General features: G+C 66.1%; 26 protein-coding genes and 1 pseudogene. 23 read left to right on the top strand and 4 right to left on the bottom strand.

All coding sequences use genetic code 11. The features are described from left to right. Positions 1 to 23 precede the first annotated feature (23 nt). On the bottom strand, positions 24 to 149 hold the full coding sequence (locus FDZ84_RS40285; RefSeq protein WP_256413617.1) for a hypothetical protein: 126 nt from the start codon (positions 147 to 149) through the stop codon (positions 24 to 26). On the opposite strand from FDZ84_RS40285, the gene FDZ84_RS34135 reads away from it, so the two are divergent. The 8 genes and pseudogenes from FDZ84_RS34135 to FDZ84_RS34105 all read left to right on the top strand — a co-directional run bounded on the left by FDZ84_RS34135 (position 139) and on the right by FDZ84_RS34105 (position 5,705). Continuing rightward, complete coding sequence (locus FDZ84_RS34135; RefSeq protein WP_168589197.1) at positions 139 to 426, top strand: hypothetical protein; 288 nt, start codon at positions 139 to 141, stop codon at positions 424 to 426. The genes FDZ84_RS40285 and FDZ84_RS34135 overlap by 11 nt on opposite strands. Positions 427 to 471: 45 nt before the next feature. After that, a complete protein-coding gene (locus FDZ84_RS34130; protein WP_168584143.1) occupies positions 472 to 678 on the top strand; it encodes a hypothetical protein in 207 nt (68 codons plus the stop codon). 78 nt (positions 679 to 756) lie between these two features. Further along, a pseudogene (locus tag FDZ84_RS34125) lies at positions 757 to 1,131 on the top strand (hypothetical protein); the annotation flags it as partial. A gap of 243 nt (positions 1,132 to 1,374) precedes the next feature. Continuing rightward, a complete protein-coding gene (locus tag FDZ84_RS41325; protein ID WP_371812938.1) occupies positions 1,375 to 2,091 on the top strand; it encodes a 4Fe-4S dicluster domain-containing protein in 717 nt (238 codons plus the stop codon). After that, the gene (locus FDZ84_RS41320) at positions 2,024 to 2,596 is read left to right on the top strand and encodes a hypothetical protein (protein WP_371812728.1); all 573 of its coding nucleotides are present in this window, start codon (positions 2,024 to 2,026) and stop codon (positions 2,594 to 2,596) included. Before FDZ84_RS41325 ends, FDZ84_RS41320 begins: the two co-directional genes overlap by 68 nt. After that, complete coding sequence (narJ, locus tag FDZ84_RS34115; RefSeq protein ID WP_168589196.1) at positions 2,593 to 3,228, top strand: nitrate reductase molybdenum cofactor assembly chaperone; 636 nt, start codon at positions 2,593 to 2,595, stop codon at positions 3,226 to 3,228. Before FDZ84_RS41320 ends, narJ begins: the two co-directional genes overlap by 4 nt. Next, positions 3,225 to 3,977, top strand: coding sequence for a respiratory nitrate reductase subunit gamma (gene narI / locus FDZ84_RS34110; protein ID WP_168589195.1), 753 nt, complete (start codon positions 3,225 to 3,227; stop codon positions 3,975 to 3,977). Before narJ ends, narI begins: the two co-directional genes overlap by 4 nt. Positions 3,978 to 4,457: 480 nt before the next feature. Then, on the top strand, positions 4,458 to 5,705 hold the full coding sequence (locus FDZ84_RS34105) for a nitrate/nitrite transporter (protein WP_246868628.1): 1,248 nt from the start codon (positions 4,458 to 4,460) through the stop codon (positions 5,703 to 5,705). Positions 5,706 to 5,767: 62 nt separating this feature from the next. Here the strand turns inward: FDZ84_RS34105 and FDZ84_RS34100 are convergent, their stop codons facing one another. After that, positions 5,768 to 6,265: a universal stress protein gene (locus FDZ84_RS34100; RefSeq protein ID WP_246868627.1), complete on the bottom strand. Its 498-nt coding sequence runs from the start codon at positions 6,263 to 6,265 to the stop codon at positions 5,768 to 5,770. A 159-nt stretch (positions 6,266 to 6,424) separates the two neighbouring features. On the opposite strand from FDZ84_RS34100, the gene efeU reads away from it, so the two are divergent. From efeU to FDZ84_RS34060, 9 genes are all read left to right on the top strand, one after another. Continuing rightward, positions 6,425 to 7,270 carry an iron uptake transporter permease EfeU gene (gene efeU, locus FDZ84_RS34095; protein ID WP_168589193.1) on the top strand — a complete coding sequence of 282 codons (846 nt, stop codon included), beginning with the start codon at positions 6,425 to 6,427 and terminating at the stop codon, positions 7,268 to 7,270. A gap of 161 nt (positions 7,271 to 7,431) precedes the next feature. Next, entirely contained in the window at positions 7,432 to 7,587 is a 156-nt protein-coding gene (locus FDZ84_RS41315) for a hypothetical protein (protein ID WP_371812727.1), read from the top strand. Positions 7,588 to 7,598: 11 nt separating this feature from the next. Beyond that, positions 7,599 to 7,943 carry a flavodoxin family protein gene (locus FDZ84_RS34085; RefSeq protein ID WP_168589192.1) on the top strand — a complete coding sequence of 115 codons (345 nt, stop codon included), beginning with the start codon at positions 7,599 to 7,601 and terminating at the stop codon, positions 7,941 to 7,943. 502 nt (positions 7,944 to 8,445) lie between these two features. After that, on the top strand, positions 8,446 to 9,243 hold the full coding sequence (locus FDZ84_RS39710; RefSeq protein WP_246868626.1) for a molybdopterin cofactor-binding domain-containing protein: 798 nt from the start codon (positions 8,446 to 8,448) through the stop codon (positions 9,241 to 9,243). Further along, positions 9,171 to 9,350: an aldehyde dehydrogenase family protein gene (locus FDZ84_RS39705; RefSeq protein ID WP_246868625.1), complete on the top strand. Its 180-nt coding sequence runs from the start codon at positions 9,171 to 9,173 to the stop codon at positions 9,348 to 9,350. The genes FDZ84_RS39710 and FDZ84_RS39705 overlap by 73 nt, the downstream gene beginning before the upstream one ends. Positions 9,351 to 9,492: 142 nt before the next feature. Beyond that, positions 9,493 to 9,903, top strand: coding sequence for a transposase family protein (locus FDZ84_RS34075; RefSeq protein ID WP_168589191.1), 411 nt, complete (start codon positions 9,493 to 9,495; stop codon positions 9,901 to 9,903). After that, entirely contained in the window at positions 9,795 to 10,274 is a 480-nt protein-coding gene (locus tag FDZ84_RS34070; protein WP_371812726.1) for a transposase, read from the top strand. Before FDZ84_RS34075 ends, FDZ84_RS34070 begins: the two co-directional genes overlap by 109 nt. A 311-nt stretch (positions 10,275 to 10,585) precedes the next feature. Then, on the top strand, positions 10,586 to 11,047 hold the full coding sequence (locus FDZ84_RS34065; protein WP_168589189.1) for a transposase family protein: 462 nt from the start codon (positions 10,586 to 10,588) through the stop codon (positions 11,045 to 11,047). Continuing rightward, complete coding sequence (locus tag FDZ84_RS34060; protein WP_168589188.1) at positions 11,040 to 11,351, top strand: transposase family protein; 312 nt, start codon at positions 11,040 to 11,042, stop codon at positions 11,349 to 11,351. The genes FDZ84_RS34065 and FDZ84_RS34060 overlap by 8 nt, the downstream gene beginning before the upstream one ends. A gap of 27 nt (positions 11,352 to 11,378) precedes the next feature. On the opposite strand, the gene FDZ84_RS34055 is transcribed toward FDZ84_RS34060, so the two are convergent. Next, entirely contained in the window at positions 11,379 to 12,224 is an 846-nt protein-coding gene (locus tag FDZ84_RS34055) for a hypothetical protein (RefSeq protein ID WP_210435297.1), read from the bottom strand. A gap of 239 nt (positions 12,225 to 12,463) precedes the next feature. Next, positions 12,464 to 13,012, bottom strand: a complete 549-nt coding sequence (locus FDZ84_RS34050; protein ID WP_168589187.1) for a transposase — start codon at positions 13,010 to 13,012, stop codon at positions 12,464 to 12,466. 44 nt (positions 13,013 to 13,056) lie between these two features. On the opposite strand from FDZ84_RS34050, the gene FDZ84_RS34045 reads away from it, so the two are divergent. The 6 genes from FDZ84_RS34045 to FDZ84_RS34020 all read left to right on the top strand — a co-directional run bounded on the left by FDZ84_RS34045 (position 13,057) and on the right by FDZ84_RS34020 (position 15,736). Continuing rightward, on the top strand, positions 13,057 to 13,488 hold the full coding sequence (locus tag FDZ84_RS34045) for an Asp23/Gls24 family envelope stress response protein (RefSeq protein ID WP_168589186.1): 432 nt from the start codon (positions 13,057 to 13,059) through the stop codon (positions 13,486 to 13,488). Positions 13,489 to 13,742: 254 nt separating this feature from the next. After that, entirely contained in the window at positions 13,743 to 14,198 is a 456-nt protein-coding gene (locus FDZ84_RS34040) for an Asp23/Gls24 family envelope stress response protein (protein WP_246868542.1), read from the top strand. Continuing rightward, a complete protein-coding gene (locus tag FDZ84_RS34035) occupies positions 14,195 to 14,533 on the top strand; it encodes an Asp23/Gls24 family envelope stress response protein (protein ID WP_168588646.1) in 339 nt (112 codons plus the stop codon). The genes FDZ84_RS34040 and FDZ84_RS34035 overlap by 4 nt, the downstream gene beginning before the upstream one ends. Positions 14,534 to 14,535: 2 nt before the next feature. Then, positions 14,536 to 14,724, top strand: a complete 189-nt coding sequence (locus FDZ84_RS34030; protein ID WP_168589185.1) for a hypothetical protein — start codon at positions 14,536 to 14,538, stop codon at positions 14,722 to 14,724. Continuing rightward, entirely contained in the window at positions 14,721 to 15,197 is a 477-nt protein-coding gene (locus FDZ84_RS34025; RefSeq protein ID WP_168588648.1) for an Asp23/Gls24 family envelope stress response protein, read from the top strand. The genes FDZ84_RS34030 and FDZ84_RS34025 overlap by 4 nt, the downstream gene beginning before the upstream one ends. Next, positions 15,194 to 15,736, top strand: coding sequence for a DUF6286 domain-containing protein (locus FDZ84_RS34020; protein WP_168589184.1), 543 nt, complete (start codon positions 15,194 to 15,196; stop codon positions 15,734 to 15,736). Before FDZ84_RS34025 ends, FDZ84_RS34020 begins: the two co-directional genes overlap by 4 nt. Positions 15,737 to 15,814: the final 78 nt, after the last annotated feature.

Genomic DNA, 15,814 nt, shown 5'->3' with positions numbered 1-15,814 from the left:
GTCACGAGCGGAGGATCGTCGACTCAGACCCGCCCGCCCGGCTGCGCGCGGTACACGCCGACCGGCAGCATCGACCCAGTCTCGGACAGCAGCCGCACACAGGAGTAGACCGCGCCGATCTGCAGCGCTTCCTCCCGGGTGACCGACACGACCGCGCTGCTGCAGGAACGGCATCCGCGTCTCACCCCACCGGACCTTGCCGACGACGAGCAGCACCAGGCCGAAGACCACAAGCCCGGCGATTACCGAGGCGAGGAACCCGGCGACCGCCAACGCGGCCAGCCCGGCGACCTCCGCGCCGATCTGCACGGCCTCGACCAACGCCACCCGCGAGGCGAGTGCCAGTCTCTGCCGCCGGACGGGCAGCAGGGACGCAACTCACGCGGCGAACATGCCCACAGCCGGGCAAATGCGGCCCGCTTGTGATGCGGCTGTGGTCATCGTGTGCCCCTCCCTGCTCGATTGGATGACTTGATCGCATGGGCAAACCTGTCGACGGCTCATGTTGCACGACATGATCCTGCGGATTCTTCAACGCGGCGTCTGGTCATCAAACCCACCCACCTCATCGGCGGCTACGGCCAGCTCAGCTTCGCGTTCAACTACCACGGTCCCACCGGCAGCCAGCGAGACGAGATCACCACCATCCGGCGTCGCGGACAGGAGGTGCGGTTCTGATGCGCGTGATGGCCCAGATCGCGATGGTGATGAACCTCGACAAGTGCATCGGGTGCCACACCTGCACGGTGACCTGCAAGCAGACCTGGACCAACCGACCCGGCGCCGAATACATCTACTTCAACAACGTCGAGACCAAACCCGGAGGGCGGGCGACGTTACTCCCCATTCGTGGTCAATGTCGAACGGCGCAAGCCCTGGCACACGTTGAGCGGGCGCATGCACTTCTTCCTCGACCACGAATGGATCCACGAGTACGGCGAGGCGCTGCCGACGTACCGACCACCGCTGAACTACCGTCGGCATTTCGGTGACCAGGGGCTGGGAGAGGACGGCCGCCCCGAGATCACGGTGCGCTACCTGACCCCGCATTCCAAGTGGTCGATCCACTCCGAATACCAGGACAACCTGCACATGCTGCGGTTGTTCCGCGGCGGCCCCGTGGTCTGGCTACCCGAGACGTTACGAAGACCAGGAGCAGTGGAAGGGCGGCTGGGAACTCGACCGCAAGGGCCGCCTCAAGCTCAAAGCGGGCGGTCGACTGCGCAAACTGCTGACCCTGTTCTACAACCCCGACCTGCCCAGCATCGACGACTACGGAACTCCTTGGACATACGACTACCAGACCCTGACCAACGCCCCCTGGGCACACCCAACCCGAGCGCGCACTCGATCTCCACGCTGACCGGGAGGGACATGAAAGTGACCTGGGGCAGCAACTGGGACGACGACCTCGCTGGCGCCCCGGAAACCGCGCCCGACGACCCCGACCTGGCCGGTCTGGAAGAGCGCATCAGGATGCAGTTCGAACAGGTATTCATGTTCTACCTGCCGCGCATCTGCGAGCATTGCCTCAACCCCTCATGCGTTGCCTCCTGCCCGTCGGGGGCCCTCTACAAACGTTCCGAGGACGGGATCGTCCTCGTCGATCAGGATTGCTGCCGCGGCTGGCGATTCTGCGTCTCCGGCTGCCCGTACAAGAAGGTGTACTTCAACCACCGCACCGGTAAAGCCGAGAAATGCACGCTGTGCTTCCCCCGCCTGGAAATGGGCGAACCTACCATCTGCTCGGAGACCTGCGTGGGTCGACTGCGTTACCTCGGCCTCGTCCTCTACGACGCGGACGCGGTCCTGCACGCGGCCACCCCCCCCAATCCACAGGACCTCTACGAGGCGCAGCTGTCGGTGTTCCTCGACCCCGACGACCCACGGGTGCAACAAGCCGCACGCCGCGACGGCATTCCAGAGGACTGGCTTGACTCCGCGCAGCGGTCACCGGTGTATTCGCTGGCTGTGCGACATCGGGTCGCCGCTTCCCCTGCACCCGGAATACCGCACCCTGCCGATGGTCTGGTACATCCCACCACTGTCGCCGGTCGCCGACATCGTCGACCCCGCCGGTTGCGGCCCTGATCAGGTCTTCGCCACCGTCGACGCCCTGCGCATCCCCATCGACTACCTCGCCAACCTGTTCACCGCGGGCGACGGCGACACTATCCGGCACGTGCTGCGCAAACTCGCCGCGATCCGCACCTACATGCGCGCCCACCAGCTCGGCTCGGAGCCACCCAAGAACCTGCTGGCCTCGGTCGGTGCCAGCCCGGTCGAACTCCACGATCTGTACCGGCTGCTGGCCATCGCGAAGTACGACGAGCGTTACGTCATTCCCAAGGCACATGCCGAGGATGCCGGCCGGCTCATGGCCCAGCACGAGCAACTGTTCTGCAGCCTCGACACCGAAGGGGGCCCCGGCATGGGCGGTCACGGCCCACCGGACGTGGAGACGTTTCATTCCAAAGGCGGGCCGAAGGGCGGTCAGACCTTCCGTGATGGTAATGGGCGGAGACACTTCAACCTGCTCGGCTGGAACGGTCACGGCAGCGCGCCTTACCTGTTCGGGGAAGGTGACCTGTCATGACTCCCGCCAACACTTCTCCCATCAGCCCTTACAAGCTGGCTTCGGTACTGCTGCAATACCCGACGATCGCGCTGTTCGACGGACTCGACCACCTCGAACGCACGGTCCGCTTCGCCCGCACCGGCCACAGCCGGGAGTCATTCGACCGATTTCTCGGATGGCTGCGATCGACGTCGCCCACCGAGGTGGCCCAGCACTACGTCGCGACCTTCGACCTGCAGCGCCGCTGCGCGCTGTACCTGACCTACTACCGGCAAGGAGATACCCGCAAGCGCGGTATGGCCCTGTTGGAGTTCAAAGCCGCCTACCGGGTGGCGGGATTCACGCCCTCCGACACCGAGCTTCCCGATTACCTGCCGCTGGTGCTCGAATTCGCGGCACTGTGCCAACGAGGGCGGGAGCTGCTCCGTCGCCACCGCGCTGATCTGGAACTGCTCCGCCGCGCGTTGACAGAGGCCGCAACCCCGTACGCCGACGTCATCGAGGCGATCTGCGCACAACTGCCCAAACCTCGCCGCAGGGACTGGATTCTCGTGAGGCGGGCGTGGGAAAAGGGCCCTCCGGCAGAAGAAGTCGGCCTGGAACCCTTCGCCCCACCGGAATACCTGGCCGGGAACAAGGAGTTTTCGTGAACCACGTCAGCCCCGCAGAGCTGTTCTGGTGGGTCGGGCTGCCCTACCTCGCCCTGGGGATCTTCGTCGTCGGGCACGTCTGGCGGTGGCGCTACGACCAGTTCGGCTGGACCAGCCGATCCACCCAGCTGCAGGAACATCGGCTGCTCAAGTGGGGATCGCCGCTGTTCCACTACAGCGCGTTCGCCGCCATCATCGGTCACATTATCGGCATCCTCATCCCCGAATCCCTGACCCGCGCACTGGGCATCCCCGAACACGTCTACCGCTGGTTCTCGGCCGTCACCGGTGCCATCACGGCGGTGCTCGTCATCGGCGGCGTCATCGTGCTCGCCGGTCGACGGCTCCTGATCCCAAGGGTGCGCGCCACCAGCGACCCAGTCGACTACGTGGCCCTGGTCCTGTTGTTGATCGTCATCCTCACCGGAATCGCCCCGACTCTCGCGGTGAACCTGTTCGGATCCGGATACGACTACCGGATGACCGTCGCGCCCTGGTTCCGCGGGTTGTTCATCGGCCAACCCGACATCGAGGCGATCTCCGCCGCCCCGTTGATCTACCAAGTGCATGCCACCGCCGCGTGGGCGATCTTCGCCGTGTGGCCGTTCAGCAGACTCGTACACGCGTGGAGCTACCCGCTGTGGTTCCTGTGGCGCCCCTACATCGTCTACCGCAGCCGAATCCCCGCCCCGCCTACCGAACCCGGCACCACCGGCCGCAGATGGCGCAAGATCGGAGGGCCCTCCTGAGCTCGTACCGTCTTGCCGGAGCCCGCCCGCGCGACAGCGGGTCCTACGCAGACCTCTGCGGCGTCAGCCCATTCGAATCCTCCTCCGGTAACACCGATTCCTCGACGAGAACCGCAGCCAGCTTGCCATGACGAAGGCCCTTACCTCCCGGGCTACCTGTGTGTCGAGCGCACGACCTTGTCGTGACTCCACCGGTCCCGGTAGAACGCGTCACCCTCACGCCCTCCGCGATGCGTGATCGTGCGCAGGTCATCGGAGACCTTGCCGGGCTGCAGAAGTTTCCTGGTGCTGAGAAGAAATTCCGACAGCGACCAGCCCGCAGCGCGCTCTTCACCCGTCTCGACCGCCCTCCCTCCGTCGAGCTCGTGCACGGTCGCAGGTCGACTCGCTGTCCACGGGCTCGTGGACCACAATGCGCGCTTGGCCCGATTTGCGCAGCGCATGAGCTTGCGGGCTGACTGGGCTCAGTCGGAGGGGCACGTGAACGAGGACAGCGACGACCAAGACTCGGCAGATTCGGCTTCCGGTGTCAGGGGAGAGGCCGGAAGTGCGCAGGTCTCCGACACGGCCCGGACCGTGTTGGTCGTGGCCACCCTCGCCTTCCTGGTCAACTTCTGGGCGTGGGCACTGCTCGCCCCACTGGCACCGTTCCTGGGGCAGAGCATGCGGCTTACTCCATTCACCCAAGCACTGCTGGTCGCACTGCCGGTGATGATTGGATCACTCGGACGAGTCCCGGTCGGCTCGCTCACCGACCGCTACGGCGCGCGCCCGATGTTCACCCTGTTGAGCCTGCTGACGATCATCCCGGTGCTGACCATCGGCTACTTCGGCAGCTCGATGCCGGTGCTCATGATCGCTGCGATCTTGCTCGGACTGGGTGGCACGACTTTCGCCATCGGCGTCCCGGCGGTCAACGCGTGGTTCCCCCGCCGGCGGCGCGGCGCGGCGCTGGGGCTGTTCGGCCTCGGCACTGGCGGTACCGCCATCGCCTCGTTCACGACCATCCCTTTGATCAAGGCATTCGGCCCAACCGCGCCGTTCAACACCGTCGCCCTCGCCCTGGCTGTGATGGCCGTGCTGTGCTGGACGCTGTTGCGCGACCCCGCCGACCGCTCGGTCCCGCCCGAATCCATGGTCCGGCGTACGACCGACACCCTGCGGATGCCGGTGACCTGGCAACTGGCCATCCTCTACGCACTGACCTTCGGGGGGTTCGTGGCCTTCAGCGTCTACCTGCCCTCCTACCTCAAGAACGCCTTCGCCCTCGACCCGGCGGACGCGGCCTTCCGCACCGCAGGGTTCGTCGTGATCGCCGTCGTCGCCCGGCCCATCGGAGGCTGGCTGTCCGATCACCTCTCCGGCATCCAGGTGCTCGGTGGCTGCTGCGTGCTGGCCGGGCTCCTCGCGAGCATCGTCTCTTTCGAGCTTCCGTTGATCCCCATCGGCACGATCACGTTCCTCTGCCTGGCCGCAGTCCTGGGTGCCGGCGCCGGAGCTGTATTCGCCCTCGTCGGCACACTCGCGCCAGCAGGCAAGGTGGGAGCGGTCACCGGTGTCGTGGGGGCAGCCGGAGGACTGGGCGGGTTCTTCCCGCCCTTGGTCATGGGCTCGATCTACGGAGCCGTCGGTGATTACACGTTCGGCCTAGTGCTACTGGCGGCCACCGCGTTGCTCTGCGCCTTACTGACCTATACCGCGCTGCGGCACCGAGCCACGACCGATTAGCCCGATGCGGAAGAGCCCGGCGGAATGCGGAGTCGTCAACAACCCGGTGAATCCAGTTCGGCTCAGCGGACGATGGCCACCGGGCAGGCCGCGTAGTGAGCAACGGCATGGCTGACCGAACCGAGCAAGGTCGAACGGACGATGCCGCGTCCGCGGGTGCCGACCACCAGGAGATCGGCGTCGACCGCAGCGGTGAGCAGGGCTTCGGTCGGGCCTTCAGTGCTGATCACGTTCTGGTGCACGACGACATCCGGGTAGTGGTCGCGGTATCCGGCCACGGATTCGGCCAGCACCCGGCGGCAGGCGTCGATGGCGTCGGAGTCGAACGTCCATCCGCGGTTCGGCGGCAGCGCGTCCGGTGGCTGCTGGGCGAACGCCAGCAGCGCGGTCAGTTCGGCGCGGTGGCGGGAAGCGAAGTCGTAGGCGAAGCCGACCGCCCGCACGCTGCACGCGGAGCCATCGACCCCAACGACGACCCGGTCGAATGCAACCGGAGGCCGGGTCGCGGCGAGCTCCCGGTCACCGCGTACGACGACGACCGGGACGTGCGCGGTGCGCACCAGTTCGCTGGCGGTTGAGCCGAGCAGGACCCGTCGAGTCCGGCTCAGCCTGGGCGGGCCCCTCAGGTCATCGACATGGCAACCAGGGCAAATCGTGAGTAAGGTCAGGCTTGCCTATGTTCTGGATCGCTCGCCTGCCGCCAGCAGAGGAAGATGCGAATGCTATTCAGTAATGCGTTGATCGGACTGCGCGAAGGCCTGGAGGCCGTTCTCGTGGTGAGCATTCTGGTCGCATTCCTAGTCCGAACCGAACGCCGCCGCGCGCTGCCGTTGGTCTGGGCCGGGGTCGGCGTGGCAGTGGCGCTGTCGGTGGCCGTGGGCGCGGTGCTCACCTACACCGCGGCGACGTTGAGCTTCGAGGCCCAGGAGGCCTTCGGCGGGATCGCCTCGATCATCGCGGTCGCCTTCGTCACCGGCATGATCTTCTGGATGCGCCGCGCCGGCCGCACCCTGGCGGCCCAACTGCGCGGACAGCTCGACGAGGCACTGCAGCTGGGCCCGGTCGCCGTGGCCACCGTGGCGTTCCTGGCGGTCGCGCGGGAAGGGCTGGAGACCGCGGTGTTCTTCTTTTCCAGCGTGCAGTCCGCCGGTGGCGGCACCGTTTTGCCACTGGTCGGGTTCCTGATCGGCATCACGATCTCGATCCTGCTCGGCGGCCTGCTCTACGCCGGGGCGATCCGGATCAACCTGTCGAAGTTCTTCACCGTCACCGGGGTGCTGTTGATCTTCGTCGCCGCCGGGGTCTTCGCCTACGGCGTGCACGACCTGCAGGAGGCCTCGCTGCTGCCCGGCCTGCAGACCCTCGCCTTCGACGTCAGCTCCTACGTGCCGCCGACGTCTTGGTACGGCGCGCTGCTGAAGGGGATCTTCAACTTCTCCCCGCAGACCACCGTCCTGGAGGCCGTCGTCTGGACCGGCTACGCCGCGGTCGTGCTGCCGCTGTTCCTTCGTCCGCACCGCGGCGCCACCGTGCCCGCCAGAACCCGCACCGAAGAGGCCAAGTGACCGTCAATGCCCGCACCCTGGTTCCCGTGTGATCACCGTGCAGGCCGGGGACAACAGCTGCACGTTGTCGGCGACCCCGCGCCGCCCGCACGATCCGCTTCGACATCACCAACACCGGCGGCCAGGTCACCGAGTTCTACCTCTACGGAGAGTGGGACAGGGTGCTTAGAGAGGTCGAGAACATCGGTCCCGGCCTGAACCGCCAGCCCGTCGCCGAGGTGCCGCAGGGCGGCAAGTACACGACCGCGTGCAAGCCCGGCATGCGGGGCGCGGGCATCCGCGGCGAGTTCACAGTCACCGGGCCGGGGCCACCCTGATTCGTAGGGTCGTGAGTGCGAAAGCGGGCGTCACGCGCTTAGCGCTGATCGTTTACGGGTCGATGTTCGGCAATACCAAGGCAGTAGCGGAGGAGGTGGTGACGGGGGTGCCGGAGGTGCTGCCTGCCGACGTCGTGGAGGTGTCGACTGCTCCGGGCGCCCTTGCAGACGATGTGCGGCTGTTGATCGTCGGCGGGCCGACGACATGTGTTTGGCATGACCCGCGCCATCCGGCGGCCAGCTTCTTCGTCGAAGGTGTGAGCGGCCCGTTCGCGCCGCTGGAACGAGATCGTGCGTATCACTGGGCCAGCTCGTCGCGGCGAAGGCCACCGGGAAATGATTCTGAGTCGTGGTGACGTAGAACACCTTGGCTGAGTGGCGAAGGGCCTGGTCAGAAAGGTGTTCGTGGCCTACATGCTTGTGGTGGTTGCGGGGCCGCGGAGCGGGTGTTGGCTCGGTTCCCTGCTTGATCGTTTGCGGTCTTGGTCCACACGAAGGGTTTCGGGTCCAGGCCGAGCGAGATGCGTTGCAGGGATGGGCGCGGCGTCTTCGAGGGCTTTGACGCTGCGGTGGGACGAGCGGCGGAGGGTCCGAATTGAAGGGCACCGTGGCTGTGCGGGGAGCCATCCACCCCGACGACAATCGGCCCGCCGGGGTGGGGTTCTCGCACCAACGCGGTGAGACCACCACGGTCCGTCGCAAGGGTTGAGCGACCGGGTATGCGTGTTCCGTGCCGGCGCGATAGCAAAGGAGATCCCCGGCTCGCCGCGGTCACCTCGAGGACCGTGAACTCTAGCAACAGGCGGCTATCTGCGTAGGGTCGGGCGACGCCGGTACGCCGAGGGCTTCCAACGTGCTATGAGGCACGCCGACCTGACCGCTTTCCGCGCCCGGCAGAAGCAGCACCGAAGCGAGGGACGATTCACCGGAATCGGGTCGGCAACCTATGTCGAGGGTACCGGCGTCGGCCCGTACGAAGGCTGCACCGCCGCGCTCAACCCGAACGGCCGGATCGTCGTCGACGTGTCCGTACCCTCCCAGGGACAGGGACACGCGACCACGTTCGCCCAGTTGGCCTCGGACGTCCTCAGCTGCGATCCCGCCAGCGTTGTCGTTCGGGCAACATCAGGCGGCGCCGGCGCAGTGGGCCACGGAACTTTCGGCAGTCGCGCCGCCGTGATGGCCGGCAACGCCGTGGCCGCGGCGGCCACGAACCTGCGCCGGCAGATCCTCGCAACGGCAGCAGAGTTCTTTGAGTGCTCCGCCGAAGACCTGTCCATCGACGACGGATTCGTCCAGGTCACAGGGACCGGCGCGCGCCTCTCTCTGGCAGACCTCGCCACCGGAGTCAACCCGATCCGGTACCCGGCCGTACCTGCGACATCAACGCCGTGGACCGGTGGCAGCGCGCCGCCGATCGCCCTGGCAGCTACCGAATACTTCTGCAACCGACAGTGGGTGTTCGGCTTCGGCGCCCACGTCGCCGAGGTGGAAGTCGACATCGCCACTGGCAAGACGACCCTGCACCGGCCAGCAACCAGCTGGTCGGCCAGGCAGCCCGGAAAATCGTCGATGGACGCGATGTGTCGCCCAAAGGCGACCCGGACGGCTATTGGGTCGGCCCCACGCTGTTCGACCACGTCACCCCGGAGATGACGATCTACCAGGACGAGATCTTCGCGCCGGTGCTGGCGGTCGTGCGAGTGAGCACCTACGAGCAGGGCGTGTGCAAGGTTGATCTGAGGGCTGCGGCGAATTTCTGAGCAGGCTGGACACGCGGCACGAGGGCGCGGCCTTGATGGGAGATCATCGTGGTGTCTAGTCCGTGATGTTCTACCCGAAAGCCGCGCCCTCGTGTCCTCATCCTCCCCGATCCTGACTGTGCTTGAACCAGCCCCCCTCACCGTGGAGTCCCTGCAGAGCCGTATCGACGGCCTGTGGCAGGCCCTGGAAGCGGTGACTGATCCCCGCAACGCCCGCGGCCTGCGGTATCGGCTGCCGTTGCTGCTGTCCCTGGCGGTGCTGGCCGTGGCCGCCGGAGCGAAGACCTTCCTCGAGATCGCCGAGATTTCCGCGGATCTGCCAACCCGGTTGCCGGCCGAACTCGGCGTGTGTTCGTGGTCGGGCACGCCGTCGAACTGGACCTTCTCCCGGGTCCTGGCCAAAGTCGATCACGACGAGCTTGACCTGGCCTTATCCGGCTGGAGATGCAGGAGGACAAGCCCGCTGAGGCGGTCGCTGTCGACGGCAAGACGATGCGGGCCGCGACCACCGGGCAGACCGACATGCCCCAAACCCAGGTCGTGGCCGCGATGAACTCCCGCGGTGAAGTTGTTGGCCAGAGCGCGGTCCAGGTCGGTGATGAGAATGCCGCCGCCCGCGACCTTCTGGCCCGGCTAGGACGAAAAACCCTGTCCGGCACGGTGATCACCGCTGATGCCAAACACACCAGCGCCGATTTCGCCGCCGAGGCCGACAAAGTCGGGGCGTTCTGGCTCCTGCCGGTGAAGGGCAACCGCCCCCGCCTGCACCGGAGGCTGACAAGCCTGCCCTGGAACAACGCCCGACTTGACACCCACGATCGCAGTCGCGGGCACGGGCGGGCCGAGACCCGCAGCCTGAAAGTCCTGATCCTGGACGACGATCTGCGATCAGAGTCGCTGAACGCCAGGCAGGCGGTTCAATGAGGGCTCCCTGGCCACCGGCCCCGACACCGATCCGGTGCGTCACGACCTGACCGCCGAGGCGATCCATGGGGCAGCGCTTCACACCCTTCGGAACCATGACCATCTGCCCTGCCAACTGAATCGTCAGCTCGCCCACGACACCGACGAGGAACAGCTCGTCAGTGTCGTGGTGAGTGTCGACTACCGCTTGTTTTACAGTCCCTCCTCTGAGCGTTATTCAGGCAGCGGGTGATCACCCGGCGAAATAGAGCAACGACCCCAACCAGGTAAGATCGTTTTCTCCCAAAGAAGACGACTTAAAGGTAGGGCCGTTGCGTTATCAGTCTACTACAGGGCTTGCTGCTGACCAGATCGAGGAGCTTGTCGTGCGTATCTGGCAGATCGTCCAGTGTCGCGGCAAGCAACCGTGGCCTCTGACGGTGGGACTGTATCGGGCTGTCGTGATCACTTTGGTGTATGTCCGACAGAATTTAAACCAGGCAGCTGTCGGCGATTTATTCGGTCTGAGCCAGCCGACTGTATCGCGGATCTATCGAGGGATTCTTCCCTTGATCGGGGAGGCATTATGTCTGCACATTCCAGATCTCAAGGATGCCATCCGTGGCCGACTCGTCCTGGTCGACGGAACCGATGTCCCGACCGGCAACCGCGCTGGTCACGAGGTCAACTACTCCGGCAAGCGCCGCCGCGCAGGCCTCAACATCCAGATCGCAGCAGATACCGATGGTGACCTGTTGGGAATATCCGCGCCGAATGCGCGGCTCGATGCATGACCGCAAAGCATTCGACGAGTGCGGTTGGGAAGATCGCCTCTCGGAGACCCCTACTATCGCCGACCCCGCATACCAAGGGACTCACGCGATCACTCCACGCAAGAAACCCAAGGGCGGTGAACTCTCCACAAACGACAAGGCGAACAACAAGACCATCTCCTCAATACGGTCTGCCGTCGAGCGATGCATCGCCCACGTAAAGAACTGGAAAATACTCGCCACCGGCTATCGGGGACGCCTCGCCGAACTGCCTACCATCATCCGCATTATCGCAGCGCTCGAATTCTACCGCCTTGGGTGGTAACGCTCGTGAATAACGCTCTCTGTAGGTCTATTCGCCGCGGTAGACGCAGTACAGTTGGTTGTTGAATACCGCGAGCGCCGGCCCGGCGGCCGATTTGTTGTAGTTGGTGACGGGTTTGTCGACGCTCCATTGGGTGCCGTCGAAGGACGAATACGCATGTGTGTCGTCGTTTCCTCCGCGGTGGACACAGTACAGCGAGTTGTTGAACACCGCCAGGGCCGGTCGTGCGACGGTTTGGTGATTGGAAAACTCTTTTTCGCTACTCCAGGACTTGCCGTCGAATACGATGTATCTGAGGTTAATGTCGGCGTTGTCGCCGCGGTAGACGCAGTACAGTTGGTTGTTGAATACCGCGAGCGCCGGTCCGGCGGCCGATTTGTTGTAGTTGGTGACGGGTTTGTCGACGCTCCATTGGGTGCCGTCGAAGGACGAGTACCAGAGAGTTGTGTCGTTGCCGCCCCGGTGGACGCAGTATAACAAGCCGTTGAACACGGCAAGGGCTGACCCGGTCGTGGACTGGTGGTTGGGAAACTTCGTTTCGCTGCTCCAGGACTTGCCGTCGAATACGATGTATCTGAGGTTGATGTCGGCGTTGTCGCCGCGGTAGACGCAGTACAGTTGGTTGTTGAATACCGCGAGCGCCGGTCCGGCGGCCGAGTGGTAGTTGGCGATGGTGGTGTCAGTGCTCCACTGGGTGCCGTCGAAGCCGGTGTACCAGACGGCGGTGTCGTTGCCGCCGCGGTGGACGCAATATAGGGTGTTGTTGAATACGGCGAGAGCCGGCTCGCTGGCGGTTTGGTGATTGGGAAACTTGGTTTCCGCGCTCCATTCGTTGCCGTCAAAGCTGATCCATCGAACGGCATAGTCCGACATGACTGTTCACCTTTCTTTGAATGGTACCGTGCGGCAATGTATCTGATCATGCTCGCGGAGCGAGTCTAAACCCGCGCCAGGTGGGACAGGAAGCGTCCAATCAGGTTCCGCTACGGCCGATGTAACTGGTCATTCGGCGGAGGGCAGCCAAGGACGTCCCGCCACCAACTCCGCCAGCACATGCAGACACCCGAGCCCATGTTTTGTCGGCTGCCAGGACCCTGCTGGTTAATTCCTGATCATGCTGCGAGGGCGTGTTCGAGGCGGGTGAGATGGCTGGTGCGGGTTCGGTCGAGGGGGTGGCCGTTCCACCAGGCATCGAGGCGGATCAGGTTGAGTGCGACCGCGGAGAACACGTGTTGCAGGTGGGTTTTGGCCAGTCCGCGGTAACGGGCGTGGCGCAGGTCGGTGACCGCGATGCCCTGGCGGATGGTGCCCTCGACCCCGGCCCGCAGCGCGTATTTGGCTTGCCAGTCCTTGGTTTCCTGGTCGGCGCGGGCAGCGCGTTGAGCCTCGTGGACGGCCCGCGGGTGCACGGTGATTTGCCGGCGCCGGGTCCGGGAGGTGGTGCACTGCTCGCGGACCGGACAGGGCCCGCAGGTGGCGGTCGCGAAGGTGATCACGATCGTGTCGGTGCCGCGCTGGGTGGCCGGGTTCCAGGTGGAGCTGGTCTGGCCTTGCGGGCAGGTGGCCTGCTCGCGGTCGAAATCGATGGTGAAGCGGGTGCGGTCGAACCCGGCGCCGGCCCTGGCCTGCGGTGAGTGGTCGGCCGGCACGGGAGTGATCAACGTGACACCGAAAAGCCCCGGTTCGCGAGGTCGCGGATGTGGCGGTGCGCCCGCCGGAATCGCCGCTGCAGGCCGCCCTGAGACGAATCCGCGGGACGGTCCACAACCCAACCTATGGAGTGCTGGCTGATGACGACGGGCAGACCCGGATCGCGGCCCGGGTCGTGGTGGTCACGGCCCGGGAGGCGGCTCAAGACGTCCCGGGAGTGCGGGTCGCCTTGAGCCGCCTACACCGGCCCGGTGGCGGCTCGGTAGGCCAGGAGAACGCGGTGCGAGTCGGCATGGCTGGCCAGAGCACGGCGATCGTGCTCACTGTGGCCGCAACTTACGGCAGGGATCTGTACGAACTTGCGGAGCGCATCCGTATTGCGGTCGATGAACAGGTGCGCGCGGTGACGGGGCTGGAACCCGTGGCCATCACTATCGACATCGACGACGTGTTCGCAGCGCACAGCGACATCGCCCTCTCCGACTAATTAGGCGACCGGTGATGCTCCCTACGGCCGGGTGTGCGAGGGCCCCGGCTGTTCGCGGTATCGCTTCACCGCACGTCCCCCATTCGGGGGGCATTGGGTTTGGGGTCGTGAGGAATCGGCGCGGGCACGTGTCCTACGAGAGCAAGTGCCGTTAGCGCCGCGACACGCGGTGAACTCGGCCTTGTCCGATCGTGAGGGAGAACCGGGCCATGACTACACCGACTGGTCAGCAACAGAGTCAAGGCTCGCAGGCCGTGAGTTCTGCCCCGGCGACGCCGTCGCCGCGCAGCCCGGCCGTGGGCGAGTCGCAGCTGGAGAGCAGCCAGGGCAAGACCACCGTCGCCGATGTGGTCGTGTCGAAAATCGCCGGGATGGCGGCCCGCGACGTTTCCGGGGTGCACGGTTTCGGGAGTGGGACTACCCGGGCTATCGGAGCGTTGCGTGAACGCATCCCCGGGGCGCGCGCCTCGTCCACGCAGGGCGTGACGGTCGAGGTCGGAGAAAAGCAGGCCGCGATCGATCTCGTCCTCGTCGTCGAGTACGGCGTGGCGATCGCTGAGCTGGCCCGGGGAGTACGCCGCAACGTCATCGGCGGCATCGAACAGATGACTGGCCTGGAGGTCGTGGAGGTCAACATTCACGTCACCGACCTGCACCTTCCCGGTGACGACACCGGCGAGCAGTCATCGACGACCGGGCGCGTGGAATGAGCACCCCAGCTCTGATGGGTGAGGTGGCCCGCAGAGCCGATGCCGTTGCCACGGCTGTGGCCGGGTGTCCGCTCGTGGCCGGGTTGCACGGCGGCCGGTACGGCCACATCGCCACCTACCTGCCCGGGCGCCGCGTTGCCGGCATCCGCTTGACCGAGACCGGGCTGGACGTCCACGTCGTGGCCCGCTTCCCCGCTTCGGTGGCCGAGGTCGCCGACCAGGTCCGCGCGGCCGTCACCCCCTACGCGGGTGGCCTGCCAGTCACGGTCGTCATCGAAGATCTCGAACTTCCCGGACAGCACCAGCTCCGGGACAACCAGACCCAGGAGTGCTGATCATGAACGCCACCCTCATCTGCCTGGCCGTGGGCCTCGTGCTGGGCCTGGCCGGCGCGTTCGGCGGGTTCTCCGCCTTTGCCATCGTGGCCATCCTCGGCGCCCTGGGATTCGGGGTCGGACGTTACCTTGACGGTCACCTCGATCTGGCTGACCTCTTCAGCACCGAACGCGAGCGAGCCCACCGATGAACCCGTCGACCGTCGCGGGGCCGGGCGCGACAGCCCCCCACCCCAGAACCGCACCCGCAGAGGAGACGGTGTTCCACCCGGGTGCCCGCCACGCGGGCACCCGGGGCGGGCAGGTCCCACCGGAGGAGAGGGGCTCGACCACCCTCTCCGACCGGGTGATCGAGGCCATGGCTGCCCACATCATCGCCGAGGTCGACCAGGTCGGCGGGGCCGCCCGCCGGGTGTTCGGCGTGACCGCAGGCAGCGAGCACGCCGAACAGCAACCCCGGGTCACCGCTGAGGTGCACGGCAGTGTCTGCGCGTTGCGTGCACGCCTGTCGGTGTGCTATCCGGCCCCGGTCGCCCAGGTCACCGAAGAGGTACGCCAGCACCTCATCGACCGGATCGCAGTGTTGGCCGATGTGCGGGTGCGCACCGTGGACATCACCGTCACCGCGTTATACCGGCCGGCCGTTCGTCGGGAGGTCCGATGATTCGCCGACCCCGCCGCAGCGTGCCCGCCACCGTGGTTGCCGTGGTGCTGCTGGCTCTGGTGGTGCTCGCCGCCACCGCCGCCATCCAGCACCTGCTCGGATACGACCCGATCGTGTCGCCGCAGGCCCTGGCCGCCCCCGTGGTGGGCCGCGCGTGGAACGACCCCGTCATCATCACCGCCGGCGTTATCGCCACCCTGTTCGGACTGATCCTGCTCGCCACCGCGCTTCGGCCTGGAACGCCCACCGTCCTGCCTCTGGCCGACGACCCAGGCACCGGGCGTGAACACACCGACACCGGGGTCTCCCGCCGAAGCCTGCGCAGGGACCTCACCTCCATCGCCGCTGCGGCCGACGGAGTCAGCGCGGCCCGGCTCAAGGTCGGCCGACGCCGCATCACCGTCACCGTGCGCACCCCCGTCGCCGACACAGGCGGCATCCCCGAGCAGGTCCGCGGCCTGCTGGCCGACCGGCTCGACGACATCAATCCGGCGCGCCGGCCCGCGCTGCGCATCAAGACCTCCACGGAGGGACTGTAATTTTAACGGTGTAACTCCTGAGATGTAGGAGGCACCAGTGACTGAGGTGAAGACCGAGCAGGCCAGCGAGGCCGCCGC

Origin of the sequence: Saccharopolyspora sp. ASAGF58, from assembly GCF_012277335.1 — a bacterium.
Taxonomy (GTDB): Bacteria; Actinomycetota; Actinomycetes; order Mycobacteriales; family Pseudonocardiaceae; genus Saccharopolyspora; species Saccharopolyspora hattusasensis.
This window is presented reverse-complemented; position numbering and strand designations above follow the sequence as displayed.

Excerpts from the sequence above, each read along its gene's own strand:
- FDZ84_RS41325 (WP_371812938.1), top strand. The coding sequence starts at position 1,375 with ATGAAAGTGACCTGGGGCAGCAACTGGGACGACGACCTCGCTGGCGCC.
- FDZ84_RS41320 (WP_371812728.1), top strand. The coding sequence starts at position 2,024 with ATGGTCTGGTACATCCCACCACTGTCGCCGGTCGCCGACATCGTCGAC.
- narJ (WP_168589196.1), top strand. The coding sequence starts at position 2,593 with ATGACTCCCGCCAACACTTCTCCCATCAGCCCTTACAAGCTGGCTTCG.
- efeU (WP_168589193.1), top strand. The coding sequence starts at position 6,425 with ATGCTATTCAGTAATGCGTTGATCGGACTGCGCGAAGGCCTGGAGGCC.
- FDZ84_RS39710 (WP_246868626.1), top strand. The coding sequence starts at position 8,446 with ATGAGGCACGCCGACCTGACCGCTTTCCGCGCCCGGCAGAAGCAGCAC.
- FDZ84_RS34070 (WP_371812726.1), top strand. The coding sequence starts at position 9,795 with ATGCAGGAGGACAAGCCCGCTGAGGCGGTCGCTGTCGACGGCAAGACG.
- FDZ84_RS34060 (WP_168589188.1), top strand. The coding sequence starts at position 11,040 with ATGCATGACCGCAAAGCATTCGACGAGTGCGGTTGGGAAGATCGCCTC.
- FDZ84_RS34055 (WP_210435297.1), bottom strand. The coding sequence starts at position 12,224 with ATGTCGGACTATGCCGTTCGATGGATCAGCTTTGACGGCAACGAATGG.
- FDZ84_RS34035 (WP_168588646.1), top strand. The coding sequence starts at position 14,195 with ATGAGCACCCCAGCTCTGATGGGTGAGGTGGCCCGCAGAGCCGATGCC.
- FDZ84_RS34030 (WP_168589185.1), top strand. The coding sequence starts at position 14,536 with ATGAACGCCACCCTCATCTGCCTGGCCGTGGGCCTCGTGCTGGGCCTG.
- FDZ84_RS34025 (WP_168588648.1), top strand. The coding sequence starts at position 14,721 with ATGAACCCGTCGACCGTCGCGGGGCCGGGCGCGACAGCCCCCCACCCC.
- FDZ84_RS34020 (WP_168589184.1), top strand. The coding sequence starts at position 15,194 with ATGATTCGCCGACCCCGCCGCAGCGTGCCCGCCACCGTGGTTGCCGTG.